At 71.6% G+C, this 24,911-nt stretch carries 21 protein-coding genes and 1 pseudogene; 8 read left to right on the forward strand and 14 right to left on the reverse strand.

Translation table 11 applies throughout. The features are described 5' to 3' along the window. Positions 1–15 precede the first annotated feature (15 nt). From Ade02nite_RS03445 to Ade02nite_RS03465, 5 genes and pseudogenes are all read right to left on the reverse strand, one after another. Entirely contained in the window at positions 16–705 is a 690-nt protein-coding gene (locus Ade02nite_RS03445) for a gamma-glutamyl-gamma-aminobutyrate hydrolase family protein (protein WP_203760018.1), read from the reverse strand. A 255-nt stretch (positions 706–960) separates the two neighbouring features. After that, positions 961–1,725 (reverse strand): 3-oxoacyl-ACP reductase, encoded by a 765-nt coding sequence (locus tag Ade02nite_RS03450; RefSeq protein WP_203760019.1) that lies wholly within the window; start codon positions 1,723–1,725, stop codon positions 961–963. Beyond that, a pseudogene (locus Ade02nite_RS03455) lies at positions 1,726–3,099 on the reverse strand (aldehyde dehydrogenase family protein); the annotation flags it as partial. Between the two features lie 762 nt (positions 3,100–3,861). Then, positions 3,862–5,208: a glutamine synthetase family protein gene (locus tag Ade02nite_RS03460; RefSeq protein WP_203760021.1), complete on the reverse strand. Its 1,347-nt coding sequence runs from the start codon at positions 5,206–5,208 to the stop codon at positions 3,862–3,864. A gap of 56 nt (positions 5,209–5,264) precedes the next feature. Continuing rightward, positions 5,265–6,788: an amino acid permease gene (locus tag Ade02nite_RS03465; protein ID WP_203760022.1), complete on the reverse strand. Its 1,524-nt coding sequence runs from the start codon at positions 6,786–6,788 to the stop codon at positions 5,265–5,267. Positions 6,789–7,515: 727 nt separating this feature from the next. On the opposite strand from Ade02nite_RS03465, the gene Ade02nite_RS03470 reads away from it, so the two are divergent. Beyond that, on the forward strand, positions 7,516–7,890 hold the full coding sequence (locus Ade02nite_RS03470) for a helix-turn-helix domain-containing protein (protein ID WP_203760023.1): 375 nt from the start codon (positions 7,516–7,518) through the stop codon (positions 7,888–7,890). Here the strand turns inward: Ade02nite_RS03470 and Ade02nite_RS03475 are convergent. After that, positions 7,875–8,432, reverse strand: coding sequence for an MFS transporter (locus Ade02nite_RS03475; RefSeq protein WP_307871194.1), 558 nt, complete (start codon positions 8,430–8,432; stop codon positions 7,875–7,877). The two genes, Ade02nite_RS03470 and Ade02nite_RS03475, sit on opposite strands and share 16 nt — an antisense overlap. 177 nt (positions 8,433–8,609) lie before the next feature. Here Ade02nite_RS03475 and Ade02nite_RS03480 point away from each other — a divergent pair, with 177 nt between their 5' ends. Continuing rightward, positions 8,610–9,503, forward strand: a complete 894-nt coding sequence (locus tag Ade02nite_RS03480) for an ABC transporter ATP-binding protein (RefSeq protein ID WP_203760025.1) — start codon at positions 8,610–8,612, stop codon at positions 9,501–9,503. Beyond that, entirely contained in the window at positions 9,500–10,561 is a 1,062-nt protein-coding gene (locus tag Ade02nite_RS03485) for an ABC transporter permease (protein WP_203760026.1), read from the forward strand. Before Ade02nite_RS03480 ends, Ade02nite_RS03485 begins: the two co-directional genes overlap by 4 nt. On the opposite strand, the gene Ade02nite_RS03490 is transcribed toward Ade02nite_RS03485, so the two are convergent. The 3 genes from Ade02nite_RS03490 to Ade02nite_RS03500 are packed head-to-tail and all read right to left on the reverse strand — an operon-like array spanning position 10,558 to position 13,933. Beyond that, complete coding sequence (locus tag Ade02nite_RS03490) at positions 10,558–11,145, reverse strand: TetR/AcrR family transcriptional regulator (RefSeq protein ID WP_203760055.1); 588 nt, start codon at positions 11,143–11,145, stop codon at positions 10,558–10,560. The genes Ade02nite_RS03485 and Ade02nite_RS03490 overlap by 4 nt on opposite strands. Positions 11,146–11,183: 38 nt before the next feature. Continuing rightward, positions 11,184–13,328 carry a YhgE/Pip domain-containing protein gene (locus tag Ade02nite_RS03495; protein WP_203760027.1) on the reverse strand — a complete coding sequence of 715 codons (2,145 nt, stop codon included), beginning with the start codon at positions 13,326–13,328 and terminating at the stop codon, positions 11,184–11,186. After that, a complete protein-coding gene (locus Ade02nite_RS03500; RefSeq protein WP_203760028.1) occupies positions 13,325–13,933 on the reverse strand; it encodes an ABC transporter ATP-binding protein in 609 nt (202 codons plus the stop codon). Before Ade02nite_RS03500 ends, Ade02nite_RS03495 begins: the two co-directional genes overlap by 4 nt. A 128-nt stretch (positions 13,934–14,061) precedes the next feature. Between Ade02nite_RS03500 and Ade02nite_RS03505 the strand changes: the two genes are divergently transcribed. Beyond that, the gene (locus Ade02nite_RS03505; RefSeq protein ID WP_239168494.1) at positions 14,062–15,024 is read left to right on the forward strand and encodes an LLM class F420-dependent oxidoreductase; all 963 of its coding nucleotides are present in this window, start codon (positions 14,062–14,064) and stop codon (positions 15,022–15,024) included. 9 nt (positions 15,025–15,033) lie between these two features. On the opposite strand, the gene Ade02nite_RS03510 is transcribed toward Ade02nite_RS03505, so the two are convergent. Beyond that, complete coding sequence (locus tag Ade02nite_RS03510) at positions 15,034–15,747, reverse strand: hypothetical protein (RefSeq protein WP_203760030.1); 714 nt, start codon at positions 15,745–15,747, stop codon at positions 15,034–15,036. A gap of 203 nt (positions 15,748–15,950) precedes the next feature. Next, the gene (locus Ade02nite_RS03515; RefSeq protein ID WP_203760031.1) at positions 15,951–16,790 is read right to left on the reverse strand and encodes a GNAT family N-acetyltransferase; all 840 of its coding nucleotides are present in this window, start codon (positions 16,788–16,790) and stop codon (positions 15,951–15,953) included. A gap of 145 nt (positions 16,791–16,935) precedes the next feature. Here Ade02nite_RS03515 and Ade02nite_RS03520 point away from each other — a divergent pair, with 145 nt between their 5' ends. Then, positions 16,936–17,523, forward strand: coding sequence for a PadR family transcriptional regulator (locus Ade02nite_RS03520; RefSeq protein ID WP_203760032.1), 588 nt, complete (start codon positions 16,936–16,938; stop codon positions 17,521–17,523). Between the two features lie 168 nt (positions 17,524–17,691). Here the strand turns inward: Ade02nite_RS03520 and ispG are convergent, their stop codons facing one another. Genes ispG through dxr form a run of 3 tightly spaced genes read right to left on the reverse strand, consistent with a single transcriptional unit; the run spans position 17,692 to position 21,380 of the window. Further along, positions 17,692–18,864 (reverse strand): flavodoxin-dependent (E)-4-hydroxy-3-methylbut-2-enyl-diphosphate synthase, encoded by a 1,173-nt coding sequence (gene ispG, locus Ade02nite_RS03525; RefSeq protein WP_203760033.1) that lies wholly within the window; start codon positions 18,862–18,864, stop codon positions 17,692–17,694. Between the two features lie 7 nt (positions 18,865–18,871). Continuing rightward, positions 18,872–20,152 carry a M50 family metallopeptidase gene (locus Ade02nite_RS03530; protein WP_203760034.1) on the reverse strand — a complete coding sequence of 427 codons (1,281 nt, stop codon included), beginning with the start codon at positions 20,150–20,152 and terminating at the stop codon, positions 18,872–18,874. Between the two features lie 25 nt (positions 20,153–20,177). Continuing rightward, a complete protein-coding gene (gene dxr / locus Ade02nite_RS03535) occupies positions 20,178–21,380 on the reverse strand; it encodes a 1-deoxy-D-xylulose-5-phosphate reductoisomerase (RefSeq protein ID WP_203760035.1) in 1,203 nt (400 codons plus the stop codon). 60 nt (positions 21,381–21,440) lie between these two features. Between dxr and Ade02nite_RS03540 the strand changes: the two genes are divergently transcribed. The 3 genes from Ade02nite_RS03540 to Ade02nite_RS03550 are packed head-to-tail and all read left to right on the forward strand — an operon-like array spanning position 21,441 to position 24,859. Next, positions 21,441–22,268 carry a YhjD/YihY/BrkB family envelope integrity protein gene (locus tag Ade02nite_RS03540; RefSeq protein ID WP_203760036.1) on the forward strand — a complete coding sequence of 276 codons (828 nt, stop codon included), beginning with the start codon at positions 21,441–21,443 and terminating at the stop codon, positions 22,266–22,268. A 33-nt stretch (positions 22,269–22,301) separates the two neighbouring features. Next, the gene (locus tag Ade02nite_RS03545) at positions 22,302–23,897 is read left to right on the forward strand and encodes a phytoene desaturase family protein (protein ID WP_203760037.1); all 1,596 of its coding nucleotides are present in this window, start codon (positions 22,302–22,304) and stop codon (positions 23,895–23,897) included. A 2-nt stretch (positions 23,898–23,899) separates the two neighbouring features. Then, positions 23,900–24,859 carry a threonine ammonia-lyase gene (locus Ade02nite_RS03550; protein WP_203760038.1) on the forward strand — a complete coding sequence of 320 codons (960 nt, stop codon included), beginning with the start codon at positions 23,900–23,902 and terminating at the stop codon, positions 24,857–24,859. The last annotated feature ends 52 nt before the right edge of the window (positions 24,860–24,911 follow it).

A 24,911-nucleotide genomic window follows, 5' to 3' on the forward strand; every position in this document is an offset into this window, starting at 1 on the left:
TCCTCCTCGTACCTTTTAGATCTCGTCGGTCGCGGCCGCCACCAGGGCGCCGAACAGGCGCCGGTCGCGGACCACTTCCGGATGCCACTGGACGCCGAGGACGAACCGGCGGCCCGGATCCTCCACGGCCTCCGGGAGCCCGTCCTCGGCACGGCCCGTGACGGTGAGCGTGCCGGGGTCGTCGACGCCCTGGTGGTGGAAGCAGCGGATGGCCAGGTCGTCGCCCATCAGCTCGGCGATGCGGCTGCCCGGCTCGAACCGGGCGTCGTGCTCGCCGTACACCCCCGGCGCCGGGCGGTGCTTCTCGTGCCCGAGCAGGTCGGGCAGGTGCTGGTGCAGGCTTCCGCCGGCGGCGACGGTCAACAGTTGCATGCCGCGGCAGATGCCGAGCACCGGCACGTCCCGGTCCAACGCCGCGCGGACGAGCCGCGATTCCGCCTTGTCCCTCTCAGGGCGTACGACCGTGTGCGGCCCGGGCTCCTGGCCGTACATCTCGGGGCCGAGGTCGGAGCCGCCGGCGAGCACCAGGCCGTCGAGCACGCGCAGGACGTCGGTGTCCTCCTCCGGGGGGATCAGCACCGGGCGGCCGCCGGCCAGCGACACGGCGGCGGCGTAGTCGTGCGGGACAAGCGTGGTGGGCAGGTCTCGCCAAACGCCCCACGTGGCGTCTTCCACATAGGTCGTGATGCCGATGATCGGGCGCATCGGACCACCGTAACCAGATCATGTTTCTGTTCAATCGCAGATCGGGTGCGAGGAAGGTGTTTACTCCGCACAAGGGCGGCGGCGGGGTGGTCGGAAGGGGGGTGCGAGGCGTCACCTGACCTGGAGGTGACGCCTCGCCCTGGGCCCATCTGTCCCACCTACACAGGGATCGACCTGCGCGGGCGGGGATTCGACCCCTTCACCCCTCACCGGGTGTGTTAGGGGCGTTGCCCGTGGAAACGAACGTTCAAACGTTCACAGCGGGGTTACATAGGCCCCGGTGATTCCGCCGTCCACCACGAACTGCGAAGCGGTCATGAACGACGCGTCGTCGCTCGCCAGGAAGGCCACCGCCGCCGCGATCTCCTCGGGCTCGGCGAACCGGCCCATCGGCACGTGCACGAGCCGCCGCGCGGCCCGCTCGGGATCCTTGGCGAAAAGCTCCATGAGCAGCGGCGTCGCGACCGGCCCGGGACAGAGCGCGTTGATCCGGATGCCCTCGCGGGCGAACTGCACGCCCAGCTCACGGGTCATCGCCAGCACGCCGCCCTTGCTCGCCGTGTACGCGATCTGCGAGGTGGCCGCGCCGAGCAGCGCCACGAACGACGCGGTGTTGATGATCGACCCCTTGCCCTGGCGCTGCATGTGCGGAATCGCGTATTTGCAGCAGAAGAACACCGAAGTCGTGTTGACCTTGAGGACGCGCTCCCACGCGTCCAGGCCCGTGACCAGGATCGAGTCGTCGTCGGGCGGCGAGATGCCCGCGTTGTTGAAGGCGATGTCGACGCGCCCGTGCCGCTCCACCACACCGTCGAAGAGCGCCCTGACCTGCTCCTCGTCGGACACGTCGCACGCCACGAACTCGCCCTTGGTCTCGGCGGCGACGGCCTCGCCCGCCTCCGCCGAGATGTCCACGGCGACGACCTTGGCACCCTCGGCGGCGAAGCGCCGCGCGGTGGCCAGCCCGATACCGCTGCCGGCGCCGGTGATCACGGCAACCCGGTCCTGCAAACGCTCCACTTACTGGTCTCCCATCGCCATAAACACGTTCTTCACGTCGGTGAAGCTGAGCAGGGCGTCCGGGCCGAGCTCGCGCCCCAGGCCGGACTGCTTCATGCCGCCGAACGGCGTCCAGTAGCGCACCGACGAGTGGCTGTTGACGCTCAGCGCGCCGGTCTCGACGGCACGCGAGACGCGCAGCGCCCGCCCGAGGTCGCGGGTCCAGAGCGAGCCCGACAGGCCGTACTCGGTGTCGTTTGCCAGCCGGACGGCGTCCTCCTCGTCGCGGAACGGCAGCACCGAGAGAACCGGCCCGAAGACCTCCTCGCGCCAGTGGCGGTCGTCCGCCGAGCGGGCGAGCAGCACGGTCGGCGGGAACCACCAGCCGTCACCCTCCGGCGCGCGCCCGGTGAAGGCGACATCGGAGCCCTCCACGTACGAGGCGACGGACGCGCGATGCCCCGCGGAGATCAGCGGGCCCATCTCGGCCGTGGCCAGCGCCGGGTCCTCGACGCGGAAACCCTTGACGGCGGGCTCGAGCAGCCCGAGGAACTTGTCGTACACCGACTCCTGCACGAGCAGCCGCGAGCGGGCGCAGCAGTCCTGCCCGGCATTGTCGAAGACCGAGGCCGGCGCGGAGGCGGCCGCCCTCTCGAGGTCGGCGTCGGCGAACACGATGTTGGCACTCTTGCCACCCAGCTCCAGCGTCACCCGCTTCACCTGATCGGCGGCCCCCGCCATGATCGACTTGCCCACGCCGGTCGAGCCGGTGAAGCAGATCTTCCGTACGGCCGGATGGGTCACGAACCGCTGCCCGACCACCCTGCCCGGACCGGGCAGCACCTGGAACACGTCCCGCGGGATGCCGGCCTCGACGGCGAGCTCCCCCAGGCGGATCGCGGTCAGCGGGGTGAGCTCGGCCGGCTTGAGCACCACCGTGTTGCCGGCCGCGAGCGCCGGGGCGAACCCCCAGCCGGCGATCGGCATCGGAAAGTTCCACGGCACGATGATCCCGACCACGCCGAGCGGCTCGTGGAAGGTCACATCGATGCCGCCCGGCACCGGGATCTGCCGCCCGGTCAGCCGCTCGGGGGCACCCGCGTAGTAGTCGAGCACATCCCGGACGTTGCCGGCCTCCCAGCGCGCGTTGCCGATCGTGTGGCCGGCGTTGCGCACCTCCAGCTCGGCCAGCTCGTCGACATGCTGATCGACCAGGGCCGCGAACCGCCGCAGCAGCCGAGCCCGATCACCGGGCGCCACCGCACGCCAGGCGGGGAAGGCCTTGGCCGCCCGCTCGACGGCGGCATCGGTCGCCGCCAGATCCAGCGAAGGCACGCTGGTGAACACCGCACCCGTCGCCGGGTCGATCACGTCAGTTGTCGTTGTCACATCGCCCTCCCGCCAGGATCTTTACACACCCGGAGGCGTCTGGATCCGCTCCTGTGGACAGCCGCTTCTGCCTGTGGACGGCCACGCCCGCCGGGCCGTGCTCACCCGGGCCGGTGCCCGGTGGCCGGCTCCGGGCGGGCGGCCGGTTCGCCTGAATGCAGGCGAGCGCGGCCCAGGCCAGGGACGCTGCTCACACTCCCGGGCCACCAACGCCGGGGCGCCTCCCCTGCCGCCAACGCCTGCCACCAACGCCAGGCCGCCCACACTCCCGGGCCAGCCACGCCAGGCCGGCCTCACCGCAGCCGCCCACACCAGGCCCTCACATGCCCGCCCACCTCACCGCGGCCGCCCATACTCTCCGGCCGTCCGCGCTGGGGCACCGCGCCCCGGCCGTCCACGCCAGGCCGCCTCATCCCGGCCACCACGCCAGGCCGCCTCATCCCGGCCACCACGCCAGGCCGCCTTCGCCCGTGCCCAGCCGGCGGTGCCTTCCCCGCCCCATTTCCAGCCCACCGGCGCCTCGCCCGATCGTGCGCAGCCCACCCGCGCCTGTGGATAACTCCGGCCCGGCGGGCCGCTGTGGCCTAGAGTCGGGCCCGCCCCCTGGTCGGGCGGGGTGGGGTGTGTCCGGCTCAGACCGCACCCCACGCGCTCTCCCCTGTGGACAACTCCGGCTCGGCCGGCTCCGGTGGCATAGCATCGGGCCCGCCCCCTGGTCGGGCGGGGTGGGGTGGCCGGGGCCGACACAGAGCCGCGGCGAAGTCCTCCTCACATGCGCTCGAAGCCGCGCCGCAACTCCCAATCGGTCACCGCCGCGTCGAACGCGTCCAGCTCCACCTGCGCCATGTTGGCGTAATGCCCGACCACGTCCGCGCCGAAGGCCTGCTGGGCCACCTCGCTGCGCAGCCACAGCTGCTGCGCGTCGCGCAGGTGGGTCGGGACCCGGTCGGCCGTCGCGTCCTCGTAGGCGTTGCCCGTGAACTCGCCTTCGAGTTCGAGGCCGTTCTCGATGCCGTGCAGCGCGCCCGCGATCAGCGCCGCGATGGCCAGGTACGGGTTGACGTCGCCGCCGGGCACCCTGTTCTCGACGCGCATGCCCTGGCCGTGGCCGGCGATGCGCAGGGCGCACGTCCGGTTGTCGATGCCCCAGCGCAGGGCGGTCGGCGCGAAGGAGCCGGGCTGGTAGCGCTTGTACGAGTTGATGTTCGGCGCGAAGAGCAGGCTGAACTCGCGCATCGTCGCGAGCAGGCCGGCGATCGCCTGCCGGCCGGTCTCGCTGAGGTGGGCGGGGCCGTCGACGAGCATCGCCGACTTGCCGTCGCGGCCGCGCAGGGAGAAGTGGATGTGGCACGAGTTGCCCTCGCGGGCGTTCGGCTTGGCCATGAAGGTCAGCGACATGCCCTCCTGCGAGGCGATCTCCTTGGCGCCGTTCTTGTAGATCACGTGGTTGTCGGCGCAGGTGAGCGCGTCGGCGTAGCGGAAGGCGATCTCGTGCTGGCCGAAGTTGCACTCGCCCTTCGCGCTTTCGGGCTGCATGCCCGCGCCGTACATCTCGTTGCGGATGCGGCGCAGCAGCGGCTCGACCCGGGCGGTGCCGAGCAGCGAGTAGTCCACGTTGTACTGGTTGGCGGGGACGAGGTCGCGGTAGCCCTTGTCGAAGGCCAGCTCGTAGGAGTCGCGGAAGAGGACGAATTCAAGTTCGGTTCCCGCGTACGCCGTGAGGCCGTGCCCGGCGAGCCGGTCGATCTGGCGTTTCAGGATCTGCCTCGGCGAGGCGTAGACGGGGTCGCCGGCTGTCGTCTCGAGGTCGGCGAGGAGCATCGCGGTGCCCGGCTGCCACGGCACCCGCCGCAGCGTCGTGAAGTCGGGCCGCATGACGAAGTCGCCGTAGCCGCTGTCCCAGGACGACATCTCGTACCCGTCCACGGTGTTCATGTCGACGTCCACCGCGAGCAGGTAGTTGCAGCCCTCGCTGCCGCCGGTGGCCACCTCGTCCATGAAGTAGCGGCCGTGCAGGCGCTTGCCCTGCAACCGCCCCTGCATGTCGGTGAGCGCCAGCACGACGGTGTCGATGCTGCCGTTCTCGACCGAGACGTCGAGCTCCTCGAGATCCATGCGGGTGTCCCCTCCCTCGCCGAGCCGGGCGGCGCGACGCCGCCCGGCCCCTCCGATCATTCCGTGGGCAGCGTCGGTTCGCCGTGTGCGGCTTTCTCGATCAGGTTCTGCCGCGGGCCGGTGAACCACTTGCGGGCGCCGGCGAACCACCAGACGGTGGCCAGGCCGACGACGACCGCCACCGCGACGATCGTGTAGTTGAAGTTGGACGCGGTGATCGGGCTGGCCGTCGGCAGGACGAACAGCACGCAGATGATCACCACCCAGATAATCGCGAGCCAGCCGACCGGCGCGCTCCACTTGCCGAGGTGCCAGGGCCCCGGCTCGAAGTCCGGGTTGATCCGCCGCAGGAAGACCGGCATGACGTACGCGATGTAGAGGCCGATGACGGCGATCGACGTGGCCGCCAGGTAGGCCGTGGTGTTCCAGAGCGACGGCAGCACCAGCAGGATCGAGATGCTGACGCAGAGCCAGATCGAGTTGGTCGGCGTACCGGTGCGGGGGTTGACCTTCTTCCACAGGCGCGAGCCGGGCAGCGCACCGTCGCGCGCGAAGGCGTACGACATGCGGGAGTTGGCCGTGACCGAGGCCATGCCGCAGAACCACTGCGCGACCACGCAGATGAACAGCAGGAACGTGCCGGTGTCGTGGCCGACGGCGTCGATGAAGATCTGCGCGGGCGGCAGGCCCAGGTCGGTGCCGAGGGCGCCCTCGTAGTCCTGGATGGACCAGGTGATCGCGAAGAGCAGAATGAAGCCGGCGATCACCGAGACGACGACGGACATCACGATGCCGCGGGGCGCGGCGCGGGCGGCGTCGTGCGTCTCCTCGGCCACGTGCGCCGAGGCGTCGTATCCGGTGTACGTGTACTGGGCCATGAGCAGGCCGATGAGCACCGCGTAGACGCTCGCCCCGGCGAAGGTGAACCCGGTCGAGTTGTGCACCTCGGTGAAGACCTCGGAGATCGGCTTGTGGTTGTCCGGCACGATCGCCAGCACGCCCACGATGATCGCGACGCCGACCAGGTGCCACCACGCGCTCACGTCGGACAGCACCCGGACGAGGTTCACGCCGAACGTGTTGAGCAGGCCGTGCACGACGATGATGACGAGGAAGACCAGGAAGGTCCGCCCGGTGGTGACCTCCCAGTCGAAGGCCAGGCTGAGGAAGGCCGAGGTGGTGATCGCCGCACCGAAGTCGATGGCGGCGGTGACGGCGACCTCGCCGAGGAAGTTGAACCAGCCGACGAACCAGGCCCAGGCGGCCTTGTTGCGCTTGGCCAGCGCGGCCGCCCACCAGTAGAGCGCGCCGGCGGTCGGATAGGCCGAGCACACCTCGGCCATCGCGAGGGCCACGAAGGTCACCATGATGCCGACGAAGAGCCAGCCGAGGGTGATGGCGAGCGGGCCACCGGCGTTCATGGCGATGCCGTACGACGTGATGGCGCCGGCGAGGATCGAGATGATCGAGAAGGAGACCGCGAAGTTCGAGAAGCCGGACAGTCGGCGGTGCAGCTCCTGCTGGTAGCCGAGTTGGGCAAGGCGTTCTTCGTCGGTGCTGGGTGCGGGGTTGACGCTCATGTGCGGCTCCCTTACCGAGGGGTTGCTGTGACCGGGGTCACGGCGTGCCGTGATGATCTCGCCGCACTGTTACGCGCGTCAATGATCAACGTTAATTGCGTTGCCCGGGTCGCCGGCGGGAGCGCACACTCAGGACAGTTCAGGCATTCGCGAGTCCTCGGCAGACGTCGCGAACCACAGGGCGCCGAGCGCCCTGCCCCGCGGCGGCGCGGGGGCGCGGTCACCTCTCTCTCACACGGCTTCGCCGTGCCCGGCGCCCGCCCCCACGCCGCCGCCTTCACTTGGGCATCCCCCGCCTCAGGAGAGACGCCGGCCACGTCTAGTACTCCTTGCACTACTCTCCGATGACTCTTGTCTGATGATTTGTCCAAAAAATCTGTAGCGCCGGTACTAGAAATTCGCCGGTGATGGGCATAGTCTTCGTGGTGTCGGCCACGCACAGCCGACACGCAACTGGCAACAGACGCCCCGTTCGGGCTCAGTTGGAGAAGGAGGACGAGATACCGCAGCAACGCGTCATCACAACGTCCCCGACCCGACAAGAGGTGATCGCAGCCGATGCCCATCACTCAGGTGGCCCGCTAGCGGCACGCAGGCGGACGACCTCATGCGCCGACGACGGTCGGCATCAGAATTGAAAAGCCAGGGCCCCGGTTACCCGCCGGGGCCTTGGACTGTGCGAAGACGTCCCGGAGACCCCGGTTCCCCCCTCGCCACGGAAGGCATCATGAACAGCACGTCCTTCGACGACGCCGACTTCCCGGCGTACACGATGGGCCGCGCCGCCGACATGATCGGCGTGACGCCGGCCTTCCTCCGCAGCCTCGGCGCCGCGGGCCTGATCGAGCCCGAGCGCTCCCTCGGCGGCCACCGCCGCTACTCCCGCCACCAACTCCAACTCGCCGCCCGCGCCCGGCAACTGCTCGACGAGGGCATGCAGCTCACCGCCGCCTGCCGCGTCGTCACCCTGGAGGACAGGCTGGCCGCCGCCCACCGCCGGATCCTCGACCTGGGCGGCACGCTCACCCCCGACGACGACGTGGACATCCCGACCCAGACCCACCCGGACATCGCGAAGACGCAGTACTACCGCGCCCCCTGAGGCTGCGCGGCCCGCAACGGCGACAGCCAGGCCAGCGCCACCGCCACCAGCCCGAATCCGGCCGCCGCGACGAACGCCCAGCGCGGTCCCCACACCGACGCGACGAACCCGCTGACGAACGCGCCGGCCGGTGTGCCCATCCCCCACGCCAGCATGCGGCCGGCCGCGTTCACCCGGCTCAGCAGGGGCTCCGGCGTCTCCGACTGCCGGTAGACGATGCTGTTGCTCGCGTTCGTCGTATAGACCGCCGCCCACAGCGCGATCACCACGACGAGCGGCGCGAGCCGCGTGGGCAGCGCGCAGAGCAGCACCGCCACGGTCGAGATCGGCGTGCTGACCAGTGCCACCCGGTTCGCTGCGACCCGCTTGCGCAGCCTCGGGTAGACCACGCTGGAGACGAGCCCGCCGGTGCTGAACGCCAGGAACATCGCCGACGCCGACCAGCCGGCCCGCTCGTCACCGAAGAGGTCGTGCGCCACCGGCACGAACTGGCCGAGCGCCGCGCCGCCGCACGCGCTCTGGGCGAAGCTCATGATGGTCATCGGCCGGATGGTCGGATGGCTCCAGAGGAAGACCAGCCCCTCACGCGCCTCGGCGAAGAGCAGGTGAGGCGTGATCCGGCGGACGAGATGAGGCTCGCGGTCCAGTACTTCACGAAGTCGCGGTTGTGCCGGATCTTCATGCCGGCGAATGTAGCTTGATCTCCTTACGCTGAGCGCATGACCAGCGTGCTCCACGTCGATGGCGTCAGCCGCGCGTTCGACGGCCGGCCCGTTCTCTCCGAGGTCTCCTTTCAGGTGGCGGGTGGGCGGATGACCGGCTTCGTCGGCGCGAACGGTGCCGGCAAGACGACCACCATGCGAATAATCCTGGGTGTGCTCGCCGCGGACAGCGGCGACGTCCTGTGGCGGGGGAAACCGCTCAGCCGGGAGGTCCGGCAGCGGTTCGGCTACATGCCGGAGGAACGCGGGCTCTACCCGAAGATGTCCGTGATGGAGCAGATCGTCTACCTGGGACAGCTGCACGGCCTCTCCCGGGCCTCGGCCGCCGGCAAGGCCACCAAGCTGCTCGACCGGCTCGGCCTGGGCGAGCGCGCCGGCGAGAAGCTGGAGAAGCTCTCGCTCGGCAACCAGCAGCGCGCCCAGGTGGCGGCCGCGCTCGTGCACGACCCCGAGATGCTGGTGCTCGACGAGCCGTTCTCCGGTCTCGACCCGCTGGCCGTGGACGTCGTGGTCGACGTGCTGCGTGAGCGCGCCGCGAGCGGGGTGCCGGTGCTCTTCTCGAGCCATCAGCTGGAGCTCGTCGAACGGCTCTGCGACGACCTGGTGATCATCGCGGGCGGCACGATCCGCGCCGCCGGTGACCGGGCGCGGCTGCGCGAGTCGTACGCCCTGCCGCGGTTCCAGCTGCACACCGGCGCCGACGTGTCCTGGCTGGCGTCGTGGCCGGGCGTGACGGTCGTCGAGTCGGACGGCACGCGCGCCGTCATCGACCTCGCCGACGGCGCCGACGACCAGAAGCTGTTGCGGGCGGCCCTGGACCGCGGCGCGGTCCGCTCGTTCGGGCCGGTCAGCCCGACGCTGGCCGAGATCTTCCGAGAGGTGATCCGGTGACCACGTTGCAGGCGGCGCGGGTGGTGGCGGCCCGGGAGATCCGGGTGAAGCTGCGCGACAAGACGTTTCTCTTCAGTACGGTGTTCTTCCTGCTCATCGCCGTCGCCTCGACGGTGCTGCCGGCCCTGATCGACGGCGGGAAGACCTCGGTGGCCGTCACCGACCCGGCGGCCGTGAGCGTGCTGCGGCAGGCCGGCTTCGAGGTGCGCCAGGTGGACGGCGACGCGGCGGCCGAGCAGCTCGTGCGCGACGGCGACGTGGACGCGGCAGTGGTCGCGGGCCCGACCGTGCTGGCCATGGACGACAGCCCGGGCGACCTGGTGCGGGCGCTGAGCACCGCCCCGCCGGTGCGGCTGCTCGACCCGGACGCCGTCGACCCGTTCCTGATGTTCGTGGTGCCGTTCGCGATCGCGTTCGTCTTCTTCTTCACCAACTTCCTCTTCGGCGTGCAGATCGCGCAGAGCGTCACCGAGGAGAAGCAGACCCGCATCGTGGAGATCCTGGTGTCGAGCGTGCCCACCCGCGCGCTGCTCGCCGGCAAGGTCGCCGCGCTGACGCTGCTCGCGTTCGGCCAGGTGGCGCTGATCGCGATCGCGGCGGTGGTGGGCGCCCGGGTGGCCGGGCTGGACGCGACCGTGCTGTCGCTGCTGGAGCCGGCGATCGGCTGGTTCCTGGTCTTCTTCGTGCTCGGTTTCGTCATGCTGGCCTCGCTCTGGGCCGGCGTGGGCGCCCTCTCGGCCCGCCAGGAGGACATCAACGGCGCGTCGGCCCCGGTGCAGATGCTCGTGATGATCCCGTTCTTCGCCACCATCTTCCTCATCGAGAACGACGCGGCGATGCGCCTGCTGTCGTACATCCCGTTCTCGGCGCCGGTGGCGATGCCGGTGCGACTGTTCACCTCGGACGTGGCGGCGTGGGAACCGGTCGTGGCTCTGCTGATCCTCGCCGTCACGGCGCTCGCGCTGCTCGCCGTGGGGGCGCGCATCTACCAGGGCTCGCTGCTGCGCACGAACGGCCGGACCTCGTTCGCGACGGCGTGGAGGTCGAAGCCCGGCTAGCCGACCCGCCGCACGATGGCCAGGAGCGACTCCTCGACGTCCTCGATGGGTCGCTCCGGCATGAACACCAGCCAGTCGACGGCCACCACGAGCCCCACCCCGAACAGCGCCGACGAGGCGACCCGCACGTCGAGCTCGGCGGGCAGGTCGCCGGAGTCGACGCCGGCCCGCAGCGTCTCGGCGATCACCCCGATCGCCTGCTCGCGGAGCAGGATCAGGGTCTGCTGCCACTCGCGGTTGGTGCGCCACATCTCCGAGAGCAGCAGCTGGGCGAAGGCCCGGTAGCGCCGGATGTACTCCAGCTGGCTGCGCACCAGCGCGGCCACCGCCTCGCGCGGCGGCAGGCCCTCGACCGCCGCCCGGAACTCCGCGGTGAGCAGCCCGATGCCGTGGCGCAGCAGCTCCTCGAACAGGTCGGTCTTCGACTTGAAGTTGTAGTAGACCGTGCCCTTGGCCACCTTGGCCCGCAGCGCGATGTCGTCGACGGTGGTGGCCGAGAAGCCCTGCTCGGCGATGAGCTCGACGGCCGCCTCGAAGAGACGCTGCCGGGTGTCCTCCCGGCGTCGCTGCCGACCGTCCGCCACCGCCGTCGCCTCCTCCACCGTCGTGCCCGCGCCCCTAATCACAGCACGAGCTCGGGGTGGAGGTCCGAGCCGGTCATCCGCCGGCTGCGCCGGGCCGCCAGCGAGGTCAGGAGGACCGCGCCGAGGCCGTACGCGACGAGCAGCAGCGCGCCCTGCACGACCGTCCCCCACGGCCCGCCGTCGATCGCGTGGCGCGCCGCCGCGACCACGTACGTCATGGGCAGCAGCGGGTGGACCGCCTGGAAGAAGCCCGGCGAGGTCTGGACCGGATAGGTGCCCCCGGAGGACGTCAGCTGGAGCATGAGCAGCGCGAGGGCGAGGATGCGGCCCGGTGCGCCGAAGACCGCGCCGAGCATCTGGATGATCGCCGCGAACACCGCCGCGGCGAGCAGCAGCAGGCCCCACGTGGCCCAGGGGCTGACCGGGTCGAGGCCGAGCCCGAAGTGCACCACGGCGAAGAGGACGGTCGCCTGCACGAGCCCGATCGCGACGGCCGGCAGCAGGCCGGCGAGGACCACGCGGTGGGTCGGCGCCTCGGACATCAGGTAGCGCCGGTTCAGCGGCTTCAGCACGAAGAACGTGATCATCGCGCCGACCCAGAGGGCCAGGGCCAGGAAGTACGGGGCGAAGCCGACGCCGTAGGTGCCGGCGGGGTGGCGCACGCTGCGGTCCAGCGACACCGGGTCGGCGAGCACGCCGGCGCGGCCGTTCGTGTCGTCGCCGTACCCCGGGATCCGCTCGGCGCCGTCGGTCAGACCGGCGGCGAGCTGCCCGGCACCGGCCTGGAGGTCGCCGAGCCCGGCGGCCAGCTTGTGGCCGCCGGAGGCCAGGGTGGTGAGGCCGCCGCTGAGCTGCTGGGCGCCGTCGGCGAGGCGGTAGATGCCGTCGCGGAGGTCGGTCGCGCCGCGCTCGGCCCGGGCCGTGCCGGCGCTGAGCCGTTCGGCGCCGGCGGCGAGGGTGTCGAGGCCGCTCGCCAGCTGGTCGACCTTGGCCCGGGCGTTGCGGACGTCGTCGGCGAGATGGGGCGCGGCCGCCGCGATCTGGCGGGCGGTGGCGGCGACCTGGCGCAGCTCCTGGCGTAGGCCGGCGAGGTCGGCGCCGGCGATCGTGCCCCGCACCTGTCGCGCGGCGGTGACCAGCCGGGCGGCGAGGGCCTTGGCGTCGGCCAGCCCCTCCGTGCCGGCGGGCAGGGCGTTCAGATAGCGCTGGAGCTTCTGGGCGTCGGCGACGGCCTGGCCGGCGGCCGTGTCGATGGCCGTGATGTTGGCGGCGAGGGCGTCGGCGCCGCGGGACACGAGGGTGGCGGCGGTCTGGATGCGCTCGGCGTTCCGGCGCAGCAGGGGTTCGGCCCTGCCTGCGGCGGCGTCCACGGCCGTGGCGAGCTGCCGGCCGCCGGCCGCGGCCTGGGCGGTGCCGGTGGCGAGTTGGTCGGCGCCGGCGCGGAGCTGGGCGAGCCCGTCGGCGAGGTCGTCGGCGCCGCTGCCCGCCGAGCCGAGGCCGTTGTCGAGGGTCCGGGCGCCGCTCTCGGCATCGTCGAGGCCGTCGGCGAGCTTGCCGGCCCCGCTGCGCGCCGTCCGCGCGCCGCTGTCGAGCTTGGCTGCGCCGTCGGCGGCCTTCTCGGTCTGCGACTTGAGGTCGGTGAAGCCGATCAGCATCTTGTCGTAGTAGTTCGCCGAGGCGCTGGCGGAGGCGGCGGCCTGCACCTCCTGGAAGGCCGAGCGCGCGAAGACGCCGGAGAGGTAGTTGGTGGCGTCGTCGCTGACGGCCACGAGCTGGGCGGCCCGGGGCGTGGCGCCGGCGTCGGGCGGGGTGGCCAGGTCGGCGGAGAAGTCGGCGGGGATGCGGAGCAGGAGCTGGTATCGACCGTCGGCCAGCCCCTTCTCGGCGCTGGCCTCGTCGGTGACGTGCCAGTCGAAGACCTGCCGGTCCTCCAGCTCCTTGGCGAGGTCCTGCCCGGCGTGCAGCGTGGTGCCGTCCTGGGCGGTGGCCGGCCGGTCCTGCACGACGAGCGCGGCGGGGATGTGGTTGAGGCGGCCGTACGGGTCCCAGAAGGCGTAAAGGTAGAGCGCGCCGTAGAGCAGCGGGATGACCGCGAGCACGACCAGCGCGGCGGTGGTGAGCCGGCCACGCAGGAAGCGGCGGAGCTCCAGGCCCGCGAGGGACAGGGTGGACAGGCCTTTCATCGCTCCTCCTCCGGCTCCGGAGCCGGCGTCCGGTCGCCGGGCAGCCGGATCACGGTGCTCACTCGCGCGGGGTCGACCTCGCGCGCCGTGACCAGGACGGCGGTGCCGCTCGCCACGATTTCGTCGAGCAGCCGCCACAGGTCCTCGCGTTCCCGGCGGTCGAGCCCCTCGTCGACGCCGTCCAGCGCGATCACCGACGGCTCGCTCAGCCGCGCCAGGATCAACCCCAGGACCTGCTTCTCGTACGGGGAGAGGTCGCGCCCCCGCCGATCCGGCTCGAGCCCGTGCAGCGGCACCTGCGCCGCACCGGCCCGTGACCGCCCGAGCAGGGCCAGGCGCTCGCGCACGTGCTCCGTGACGCTGAAGACAGGTTCGGGCCCCTCCACGTCGGGCACGTAGCCCAGCGACGCGGTGCCCGAGACGTCGACGGACCCGGCGCTGAGCCGGAACCGCCTCGCCAGCGCGAGCAGCGCGGTGGTGCGCCCACTGCCCGGCGGCCCGACGACCGCGACCAGCTCACCCGGCTCGACGGTCACGTCGAGGTCGCGGAAGAGCCAGCGGCGCCGGTGACGGACGCCCGCCCCGCGCGCGGTGACAACCGACATGCCCGGCCTCCCTTTGCACTGACTGGTCAGTGCAAAAAGTTACCCCCGTGCGCCCGCGGATCCGTCACAAGTGATGGACCTCACGGGCAGCCCACGGCAGGATCGTGGTCATGTCGACGCGATGGGGCATGACCGTTCCGCTGGCCGGGGTTCCGCTCGCCGATCACGCCGCCCTGTACGCGGCCCTCGACGAGGCCGGCTATACCGACGTGTGGTCGTCCGAGGTGAACGGCTCGGACGCCTTCACCCCGCTGACCCTCGCCGCCGCCTGGCAGCCCCGGCTGCGCCTGGGCACCGCCATCGCGCCCGTCTTCACCCGCGGCCCCGGCCTGCTCGCGATGACCGCCGCGGCGCTCGCCGAGGCCGCGCCCGGCCGCTTCCAGCTGGGCATCGGCGCGTCCTCGCCGGTGGTGGTCGGCGACTGGAACGCCGCCGACTTCACCGAGCCGTACGAGCGCAGCCGCGACATGCTGCGCTTCCTCAAGCCGGCGCTCGCCGGCGAGCTGGTCGACGGCGAGTTCGAGACCTTCACCGTCCGCCGGTTCCGCCTGGAGCGGCCGCCGGCGAGCCCGCCGCCGATCCTGCTCGCCGCCCTGCGCCCCGGCATGCTCCGGCTGGCCGCCGCCGAGGCCGACGGCGTCATCCTCAACTGGCTCTCCGCCGGCGACGTCCCCACCGCCCTGGCCGAGCTCCGGGGCGCGGCGGAGGGCTTCGAGGTGGCCGCGCGCATCTTCGTGTGCCCGACCGGCGACGCCGCCCACGCGCGCGCGATCGGCCGCCGCATGATCGCCGCCTACCTGACCGTTCCCGCGTACGCGGCCTTCCACCGCTGGCTCGGCCGCGGCGAGATCCTCAAGCCGATGTGGGACGCCTGGTCGGCCGGCGACCGCAAGGGCGCCCTGGCCGCCATCCCCGACGAGGTCGTCGACGACCTGATCGTCCACGGCACCCCCGAGGAGTGCCGTGGACGGGTCGAGTCCTACGCCGCCGCCGGCGTCACCGTGCCGGTGATGGCCCTGCTACCCACTCCGGCGCTGAGCTCCGGCGACGCCGTCACCATCCGTAAGGTCCTGACGGACCTCGGGCGCTGAGCGGGCCGGTCACCAGCGCGGGCCGCAGAAGCGGTAGGCGGCGTAATGGCGGAAGGCCGTCCTGCCCGGCTCCGCCACCCTGACGTCGATGGTGCAGACGTCGAGGGTCGCCCGCTGCTGCCAGGTGCTGCGGTCGGCGAAATAGACGTAATCGGCGCGCTGACCCACCTGATAAATGTGATAGGCCGATCGCACGAGACGATAGGCGGCGGCACATCCCTCGCCGCCGAGATAAGAAAGGTGATGCGCTATGGTGCCCACCTTTTGCATCAGCGTCGCGCGCCGCACGGTGTCGGCGAGGTCCTTGACCCGCAGCGCCCGCGCCGCCGAGAGCACCCGGATCGGGCCGACACCGGGAAGGAAGGACGAGAACGCGGACGGCGCGCATCGCAGGATCGTCCGGTTGTGCTTGACCAGGAGGTCCAGCGCGACGCCGGAGGCGTACTCGCTGCGGTACCAGCCGTTGCGGTAGCCGCTGGCGTGCTCGGAGCCGACGAGCGGCTGGGCAGCGGCGGCCCGGGCGAGCGAGGCGGCAGCGGCCGGCGGGGCACCGGCGGCCCGGGTGGGCAGAGCGGCATCGACCGGCTGGGCAGCGGCGGCCCGGGTGGGCAAAGCGGCATCGACCGGCCGGGCACCGGCGGCCGGAGCGGGCGAGGCCACACCGAGCGAGAGCGCAACAGTCGCGGCCAGCACGGCCGCGAACAATCGACGAGAATGGAACAACGGAGCCTCCCCAATTCGATCTTCAATGCACGGAAATTGATTCCGCGAATTCGAATGGGTTGACTATACGATTGTGCGCGGCCCCCGCCCGGCGGCGTTACCCATTAGGGGAGCGATACGGATGATCGCCTTACCCCGCCGAATATCGCACCCCGAAAGAAAAGCCGTTCGGCCGATCCGATCTGCGTCCAGAACAACACGGCTCAGAACAACACCGTGGCGAAGCTGCCCGCCGAGACGAATCCACACCGTGCGTAAACGCGGCGTGCTGGCGCGTTGTAGTCGTTCACGTAGAGGCTCACGGTCGGTGCCACCCGCCGCAGCGCGTCCCGGACGACGGCGGCCATCGCCGGAGCGGCCAGGCCGCGGCCGCGGAACTCCGGATCGACCCAGACTCCCTGCACCTGGGTGGTGCGGCGGGTGACGATCGCCAACTCAGCCTTGAAGATCACGCGGTCGCCGACGAAGCGGGCGTAGGCCCGCTTGCCCTTGACCAGCTCCGCGATGCGGCGCCGGTAGCCCCGGCCGCCGTCGTCGAGCAGCGGCGAGACGCCGACCTCCTCGGTGTACATCGACACGGCCGCCGGGAAGAGCTGGTCCACCTCGCCCGGGCGGACGAGCCGCACCTCGGGGTCGGGCGGCACGACCGGGTCGCGGTCGGCGACCAGCAGCGGCTGGTTGGGGCGTACGTCGCGCGCTTTGCCCCAGTGACCGCCGAGCCGGTCCCACAGGTCCAGGACCTGTTCCGAGCGGCCGATGATCGAGGAGCAGATGCGCGGCTCGGCCCCCAGCATGTCGGCGAACGCGGCGGTCGCCGGCGGCGTGGCACAGAGCGGCACCAGATGGGCGCCCGACCAGATGATGGACTCGACGCGGCGGCCGGGACCATACCCGAAGATCCGCCCGTCGGAGCGCCACCAGTTCAGGCCGTGCGCCGCCACCCGCTCGGCGATCTGGGCGCCGGCGAAGGGGTCGCGGTCGAGGATCTTCTCGACCGACGCACGCTCGGACTCACCGAGCTGGCGAATCGGCACCGTCAGCACAGGTATCACATTGCCAGATCCACCCCGCCCCACACCCGTCGCTACCCCCTCCGTTCGAGAAACCGCCGTGAGCTACACAACGAGACTTGTCGGCGATGCATTGCCGATATATCGTCTAACTATCGACAACAGATCGGAGATAGTCATGAGGCACATGCACGAGGGTCCCCACGGCCGGCGTCACCGCGGCTTCGGCTTCCCGGGCGGTTTCCCGTTCGGCGGCCCCGACTTCGGCGGCTTCGGCCCCGGCGGCCCGTTCGGTGGCCCGGGTCAGCGCGGCCCGCGCCGCGGTGGCCGCGGCCGGCTCAACGTCCGCCCCGCCGTCCTGGCGCTGCTCCTGGAGCGCCCGATGCACGGCTACGAGATCATTCAGGAGCTCGACTCGCGCACGAACGGCATCTGGCGCCCGAGCCCCGGCTCGGTCTACCCGACGCTGCAGCTGCTCGAGGACGAGGGCCTGATCGAGGCCGAGCCGAACGGCGGCCGCAAGAGCTACCGCCTCACCGAGGACGGCCGGCCCGAGGCCGAGACCGCCGCGCAGAACCCGCCGTGGGCCCGCATCGGCGACGACACCATGTCTCAGGTGCAGGACTTCCGCGACGCCGCGGCCGGCATCCTGGGCGCCCTGAAGCAGGTCGGTTTCTCGGGCACCGACGAGCAGCGCCAGCGGGCGCTGGAGGTGCTCAACGAGACCAAGCGCAAGCTGTACGCCATCCTCGCCGACAGCGAGTGAGGACCGAAGCGGTACGCGGTCGCGCGGCCCTCAACCGCGGGCGCGGGCGCGACGCCTCCCGGCACCGGCGGGGCGGCCCCGAGGCCGTACTCCGCCACCGGGCCGGTGGGTGGGAGAAAGCAGCAGGCCCCGTCGATCACGACGGGGCCTGCTGCTTTCTGAAGTTGATCAGTGGACCGTGACCTGCGGCCCGGGCACCAGGTCGCGCAGCTCCTCGGGCAGGTCGGCGCCCATCTCGTCGGCGAGGCGCAGCGCCTCCTCGACCAGGGTCTCGACGATGACCGACTCGGGGACGGTCTTGATGACCTTGCCCTTGACGAAGATCTGGCCCTTGCCGTTGCCGGAGGCCACCCCGAGGTCGGCCTCGCGGGCCTCGCCGGGACCGTTGACGACGCAGCCCATCACGGCCACGCGCAGCGGGACGGGGAAGCCGTCGAGGGCGGCCGTCACCTGCTCGGCCAGGGTGTAGACGTCGACCTGGGCGCGCCCGCAGCTCGGGCAGGAGACGATCTCGAGGCCGCGCTCGCGCAGGCCCAGCGACTCGAGGATCGCCTGGCCGACCTTGATCTCCTCGACCGGCGGGGCGGAGAGCGACACCCGGATCGTGTCGCCGATGCCCTCGGCCAGCAGGGCGCCGAACGCGACCGAGCTCTTGATCGTGCCCTGGAAGGCCGGCCCGGCCTCGGTGACGCCGAGGTGCAGCGGGTAGTCGCACTGCTCGGCGAGCTGACGGTAGGCGCGGATCATCACGACCGGGTCGTTGTGCTTGACCGAGATCTTGATGTCGCGGAAGCCGTGCTCCTCGAAGAGCGAGCACTCCCACAGCGCCGACTCGACCAGCGCCTCCGCGGTGGCCTTGCCGTATTTTTCCAGCAGGCGCTTGTCGAGCGAGCCCGCGTTGACGCCGATGCGGATCGGCACCCCGGCGTCGGACGCGGCCCGGGCGATCTCCTTGACCTTGTCGTCGAACTGCCGGATGTTGCCCGGGTTGACCCGGACCGCGGCGCAGCCCGCGTCGATCGCGGCGAAGACGTACTTCGGCTGGAAGTGGATGTCGGCGATCACCGGGATCTGGGACTTCTTGGCGATCGCGGGCAGCGCCTCGACGTCGTCCTGCGACGGCACGGCCACCCGGACGATCTGGCAGCCCGAGGCGGTGAGCTCGGCGATCTGCTGGAGGGTGGCGTTGACGTCGGCGGTGAGCGTGGTGGTCATCGACTGCACGCTGACCGGCGCGCCGCCGCCGACCGGGACGTTGCCGACCATGATCTGGCGGCTCTTCCGGCGGGGCGCCAGCGGCGGAGGGGGCACCGCGGGCATACCGAGACTGACAGCGGTCACTTTCACATCACCTGTTGAAGATCGTGATCGGGTTGACGATGTCGGCGGTGACGGTCAGCAGCGTGAACGCACCACCGATCAAGATGACTGCGTAGGTGACAGGCATCAGTTTGTAGTAGTCGACACGGCCCGGGTCGGGCTTGTGCAGGCGCGCGTAGAGCCACGACCGCGCCCGCTCGTACCACGCGATGGCGATGTGCCCACCGTCGAGCGGGAGCAGCGGCAGCAGGTTGAAGATGCCGATGAACACGTTGAGCGAGATGAAGATCGTCAGGAACAGCTGCGGCACGCCGTTGGCGAGCGCCTCGCCGCCGAGCCGGCTCGCGCCGACCACGCTGATCGGGGTGTCGGGGTCGCGCTCGTCGCCGGTGATCGAGTGCCACAGGGCGGGGATCTTGTCGGGGATCCGCTTCATCGCCTCGAACGTGTTCTCGACCAGGAACCAGCCGTAGTCGAAGGTCGCGGGCACCGCCGAGGCGACGTTGTACTTGATGATGCCGGGCACGCTCGGGTCGTCCCAGCCGATGGCGGCGATCGAGACCGTGGTGGTCTTCGCGTCGTCGCTGTCGTCGGTGATCGCGGCACGCTCGGCGCTGACGAGGGTGACGTCGGCCGTGCCCGCGGTGCCGTTGCGCTCGTACTGGAAAGTCACCTTGCCGGCGGGCAGCGAACGGATCTTGTTGACCAGGTCGCCGTAGGTGACGATCGGCGTGCCGCCCACGTTGGTGATCAGGTCGCCGTCGCGGATGCCGGCCGCGTAGGCCGGGCCGGCGATGGCGCCGTTCACGCCGGGCTTGCAGTTCTCGGCGGTGGCGCCGGCCGGGGCCGTGCCCGCCCACACGCAGGCGGGCGCGTCGATGACCGGGCGGAACGACAGCTGCTCGGCCGTGGTGGTCGGGTAGGACGTGTTCTGCAGGCCGAAGGTGAACGCGGCGATCCAGGTGGCCACCAGCGCGAGCAGGAAGTGGGTGATCGAGCCCGCGGACATGACGATCGTGCGCTTCCAGACCGGGAACCGCCACATGGCGCGCGGCTGGTCCTCGGGGGCGACGTCGTCGTCCTGCGGCGTCATCCCGACGATCTTGCAGAAGCCGCCGAGCGGGATCGCCTTGAGGCCGTACTCTGTCTCACCGCGCCGGAACGAGAACAGCGTGGGACCGAAGCCCACGAAGTAGCGGGTCACCTTCATGCCGAAGCGCTTGGCGGTGATCATGTGGCCGGCCTCGTGCAGGCTCACCGAGATCAGGATGGCCAGCGCGAAGGCGGCGACACCCAGCCAGTACAGCATCAAGCTCCTTTTGCCGCAGTCTCGATCAGGCGCCGTGCCTGGCGATCACTCTTTGTGCCTGGGCGCGCGCCCATGTTTCGGCGGCGAGCACTTCCTCGACGGTACCCGGCTCGGCAAACTCCGGGGCCTCCGCGAGCACCTCTTCGAGCGTGTCGACGATGCCCAGAAAAGGTAGCCGACCGGCGACGAACGCGGCCACACACTCCTCGTTGGCCGCGTTGTAGATGGCCGGGCGGCAGCGGCCCTCGCGGCCGGCCTGCTTGGCGAGCCGGACCGCCGGGAACGCCTCCTCGTCGAGCGGGCGCAGCTCCCAGTTGTGGGCCAGGGTCCAGTCGACCGCGGCGGTCGCGCCCGGCACCCGCTCGGGCCAGGCCAGGGCCAGCGCGATCGGCAGCCGCATGTCGGGCGGGCTGGCCTGGGTCAACGTCGAGCCGTCGGTGAACTCGACCATCGAATGGATCACCGACTGGGGATGGACCATGACCTCGATGTCGTCGTAGGGCACGCCGAACAGCTCGTGTGCCTCGATCACCTCGAGCGCCTTGTTGACCATCGTGGCGGAGTTGATCGTGACGACCGGCCCCATGTCCCAGGTCGGGTGTTTCAGCGCTTCCTCAGGTGTGACGTTCGTCAGCTCGGCCCGCCGGCGGTCGCGGAACGCTCCCCCGCTGGCGGTCAGCACGAGCCGGCGCACCTCGTCGCGGGCGCCGCCGCGCAGGCACTGGGCGAGCGCCGAGTGCTCGGAGTCGACCGGGACGATCTGGCCCTCCTTGGCCACGCGGCGCACCAGCGGGCCGCCGGCGACCAGCGACTCCTTGTTGGCCAGGGCGAGCACCCGGCCGGACTCGAGGGCGGCCAGCGTGGGCGCGAGACCGAGGCTGCCGACCACGCCGTTGAGCACCACGTCGCACGGCCAGCGGGCGAGCTCGGTCATCGCGTCGGGACCCGCCACGATCTTGGGAAGCTTGAAGTCGCCGGTGGCCCAGCCGCGCCGCTGGGCCTCGGCGTAGAAGGCGAGTTGGAGGTCCTGCACGACCGAGGAGCGGGCCACGCCGACCACCTCGACGCCGAGCTCGAGGGCCTGGGCGGCGAGCAGCGCGACGTTGCCGCCGCCGGCGCCGAGGGCGACCACCCGGAACCGGCCGGGGTTGCGGCGCACGATGTCGATGGCCTGGGTGCCGATGGATCCGGTGGAGCCGAGCAGGACGAGGTCGCGCATGCCGCCCATCTTCCCGGATCGCCGCGCGCGGCTCGCGTCGGCCTGTGGACAACTGGGTATGTCGGTGCCATGCCGCGGTGGTTGATCTCGCTCTTTCGGCCACTGAAGGGCCGTGACCTGGCGTTGCACGCCGCGGCGGTCACGTTCTACGCCGGAATCGCGGTGGTTCCGATCGCTTTGCTCGCGATCTGGGTGACCGGCTGGCTCGCCGGCGCCGACCGGGTACGGCGGCTCACCGGGCGCACGATCGACGCGCTGCCCGGCGAGATCGGCGCCCCCCGGGCGCTCTCGGCGCTGATCGACGCGGGCCTGCATCTGACGCCGTGGCTCGCCCTGGCCAGCCTGCTCCCGGCGACCTTCTACGGCGAGGGACTGCGGCGGGCCTTCGTCTCGCTGCGCTCGCGCGAGCCGGGCAACGAGCCGCTGGTCGGCTGGCGCGGGCGTCTCCTCTGGCTGCCCCTGCTGGCGGCGGCGCCGGCGCTGCTGCTGGCGACATTCCTGGCACTTCCGGCGACGAGCGGCCTGTGGGTGCGCGGTGGCTGGTATTCGGTACTAGGCGTGGTTCTGTCGTTTCTCGCGTGCTGGCTCGTGCTCACGCCGGTGGTGATCTGGGTCTACCGGTACGTGGCGCCCGGCCGCCCGCGCTGGCTCTCGACGGTCCTGGTGGGCTCGTTCACCGCGGCGAACCTCTCCGGCTTCCTGCACGGGTTCGTCCTGTTCTGTTCGCTGCCGCTCGACCTGGGCGCGCCCTTCGGCGGCTTCGACGCGATCGGCGGGATGGTCGCGGTCGGCCTGTGGCTCTACCTCTTCCACGTGATCATCCTGGCGGGCTACGCCGCCACCAGGAGCGCCAGCTCATACCAAGAACGGCGTATTTCAAACCAGTCAGCTGAGTGATCTTCACATAACAGCGCGCTACGCTCACTCGCCATGACCACTCTCCCCCAGCGTTCCGACGTGGTGATCATCGGTGCGGGCCACAACGGCCTCGTCTCCGCGATCCTGCTGGCGCGCGCCGGCCTGAGCGTCGTGGTGCTCGAGGCGGCGGACGTTCTCGGCGGCGCGGCACGCACCGAGCGGCCGTTCCCGGCCGCGCCCGGGCTCGGTCAGTCCACCGGTTCCTACCTGCTCGGCCTGATGCCGCCGGAGCTGCTGCGCACGCTCGACGTGGACATCCCGGTGCTGCGCCGCGACCCGCACTACTTCCTCCCGACGCCCGGGCCGGCCGGCTCGCCGTACCTTCTGTTCGGCCGCGACCAGCAGGCCACCAGGGCCCAGCTCGAGCGCTTCTTCTCGCCGCGCGACATCGCGGCCGACGAGCAGCTCGCGGTCGAGATCGCCGCCCTGCGCGCCGACCTCGCGCCCGCGTGGCTCGAGGAGCCCGGCACGGTCGAGGAGATCGCCGACCGGCACATCCGGCCCCAGCTCCAGAGCACCTTCGTCGACCTGGTGCGCGGCTCGGTCGCCGACTACCTCGCACGGTTCGGCTTCAAGAGCGAACTGCTGATGAGCATGTACGCGGTGACCGACGGGCTGTCCGGCCTCAACGCCGGCCCCGACGACCCGGGCACCGGCCACAACTTCCTGGTGCACAACATGTGCCGCCTGCCCGGCTCGGACGGCACGTGGATGATCGCCCAGGGCGGCATGGGCACGGTGTCGCGGGTCTTCGCCGACGCCGCCCGGGCCGCCGGAGCGCAGATCCTCACGAACGCGCCCGTCGCGTCGGTGACCGTGGACAACGGCGCGGCGAGCGGGGTCGTGCTGGCCGACGGCCGCGCCATCGGCGCCCGGGTCGTGCTCGGCAGCTGCGACCCGTACAAGCTGATCGATCTCGTGCCGGACGGCGCGCTGCCCTCGTCGCTGACCGGCCACATGCGGTCCGTGCGCAGGACCGGCACCACGCTCAAGCTCAACCTGGCGCTGCGCGGCCTGCCGCAGTTCTCGTGCCTGCCCGCCGGCAGCCCGTCCCCGTTCGGCGCGACGATCCACCTGCTGCCCGGCTCGGCCGGTCTCGCGGGCCTCCCCGGCTCCGACTCGCCGATGGCCGCGCTGCGCGCCATGTGGGCCGACGTGCAGGCGGGCCGGCTGCCCGAGGAGCCCACCATCGAGTGGTACCTGCACACCACCGTCGACCCGTCCCTGCGCGACGCCGAGGGCCACCACTCGTCGGCGCTGTTCGTGCAGTCGGTGCCCTACGAGCCGGCCGGCTCGTCCTGGGAGGCGGAGCTTCCGGGGTACGTCGACAGGCTGCTCGACATCTGCGAGCGGTACGCGCCCGGCACGCGTGACCTGGTCGTCGACATGATGCCGCTCACGCCCCCGGGCATCGAGCAGCACTTCGGCATCACCGGCGGCCACATCCACCACGTCGACAACACGGTCGCCTTCAACGAGCGCATGCCCTACTTCACGGGCCTCGACGGCCTCTACGCGGGCTCCGCCGGCACCCACCCCGCCGGCAGCGTCATCGGCGCGGCCGGCCACAACGTGGCCAAGCGCATCCTGAAGGACCTCGGCGTCTGAGCGTGTCACTGGTCACGGCCGACGAGATCGGAGCCGCGGGAGCACGGCTGAGCGGGCGCGTCGTGCGCACGCCCACGCTGCCCTGCCCCCGCCTCACCGCCTCGTCGGGCCCGGAGATCGTCGTCAAGGCCGAGAACCTCCAGCACACCGGCAGCTTCAAGGCCCGGGGCGCGCAGAACGCCCTGCTGGCCCGTGCCGAGCGCGGCCGGCTGCCGGCCGGGATCGCGACGTTCTCCGCCGGCAACCATGCCGTCGCCGCGGCCTTCGCCGGCCGGGCGGCGGGCCTGCCGGTGGTGGTCTGCATGCCGCCGAACGCCGTCGACGTCAAGGTGGCCGCGGCCCGGCGGTACGGAGCCGAGGTCGTCCTGACGGAGGATCTGACCGGCACGTGCCACGCGCTGGCCGCCGAGCGCGGCTACGAGCTGCTGCACCCGTTCGACGACCCGGACGTCATCGCCGGCGCCGCCACGGCGGGCGCCGAGCTGATCGCCGACGCGGGCCCCCTCGACCTCGTGCTCGTGCCGGTCGGCGGCGGCGGCCTGATCAGCGGCATAGCCGCCGCCGTGAAGACGGCCTCGCCGGGCACCCGAGTGATCGGCGTGGAGCCGGCCACCGCCAACGCGGTCACCCACGGCCGGCGCGCCGGCGCCCTCGTCCCGCTGCCGCACCGCCCGGTGTCCCTGGCCGACGGCCTGACCGCGCCGTATGTGGGCGAGCACAACCTCGCCCACATCGAGACCTACGTCGACGACGTGATCGAGGTGCCGGAGGACTCCATCGCCCCGGCCTGGTGGGAGCTGCTGGACACCACCAAGCTCCTGATCGAGCCCTCGGCCGCCGTCGGCCTGGCCGCCCTCCACCTGGGCCTGGTGCGGGCCGACGCCGGCACCCGGGTCGCCCTCGTCCTGTCCGGCGGCAATGTCGCGCCCGCCGCCCTTACCCGGCTCTCGGCTCAGCGCTAGCGGTCGCGGCTGGTACGCGCTTGCGGACCGTCGCCCGGCGGCTCGGTGGTGA

The sequence above is a fragment of the Paractinoplanes deccanensis genome (genome assembly GCF_016862115.1).
Taxonomy (GTDB): domain Bacteria; phylum Actinomycetota; class Actinomycetes; order Mycobacteriales; family Micromonosporaceae; genus Actinoplanes; species Actinoplanes deccanensis.

Excerpts from the sequence above, each read along its gene's own strand:
- Ade02nite_RS03475 (WP_307871194.1), bottom strand. The coding sequence starts at position 8,432 with ATGACCATCATGAGCTTCGCCCAGAGCGCGTGCGGCGGCGCGGCGCTC.
- Ade02nite_RS03540 (WP_203760036.1), top strand. The coding sequence starts at position 21,441 with ATGCCGCGGTGGTTGATCTCGCTCTTTCGGCCACTGAAGGGCCGTGAC.
- Ade02nite_RS03480 (WP_203760025.1), top strand. The coding sequence starts at position 8,610 with ATGACCAGCGTGCTCCACGTCGATGGCGTCAGCCGCGCGTTCGACGGC.
- Ade02nite_RS03500 (WP_203760028.1), bottom strand. The coding sequence starts at position 13,933 with ATGTCGGTTGTCACCGCGCGCGGGGCGGGCGTCCGTCACCGGCGCCGC.
- Ade02nite_RS03520 (WP_203760032.1), top strand. The coding sequence starts at position 16,936 with ATGAGGCACATGCACGAGGGTCCCCACGGCCGGCGTCACCGCGGCTTC.
- Ade02nite_RS03465 (WP_203760022.1), bottom strand. The coding sequence starts at position 6,788 with ATGAGCGTCAACCCCGCACCCAGCACCGACGAAGAACGCCTTGCCCAA.
- Ade02nite_RS03495 (WP_203760027.1), bottom strand. The coding sequence starts at position 13,328 with ATGAAAGGCCTGTCCACCCTGTCCCTCGCGGGCCTGGAGCTCCGCCGC.
- Ade02nite_RS03460 (WP_203760021.1), bottom strand. The coding sequence starts at position 5,208 with ATGGATCTCGAGGAGCTCGACGTCTCGGTCGAGAACGGCAGCATCGAC.
- Ade02nite_RS03470 (WP_203760023.1), top strand. The coding sequence starts at position 7,516 with ATGAACAGCACGTCCTTCGACGACGCCGACTTCCCGGCGTACACGATG.
- Ade02nite_RS03530 (WP_203760034.1), bottom strand. The coding sequence starts at position 20,152 with ATGCTGTACTGGCTGGGTGTCGCCGCCTTCGCGCTGGCCATCCTGATC.
- Ade02nite_RS03445 (WP_203760018.1), bottom strand. The coding sequence starts at position 705 with ATGCGCCCGATCATCGGCATCACGACCTATGTGGAAGACGCCACGTGG.
- Ade02nite_RS03505 (WP_239168494.1), top strand. The coding sequence starts at position 14,062 with ATGACCGTTCCGCTGGCCGGGGTTCCGCTCGCCGATCACGCCGCCCTG.
- Ade02nite_RS03545 (WP_203760037.1), top strand. The coding sequence starts at position 22,302 with ATGACCACTCTCCCCCAGCGTTCCGACGTGGTGATCATCGGTGCGGGC.
- dxr (WP_203760035.1), bottom strand. The coding sequence starts at position 21,380 with ATGGGCGGCATGCGCGACCTCGTCCTGCTCGGCTCCACCGGATCCATC.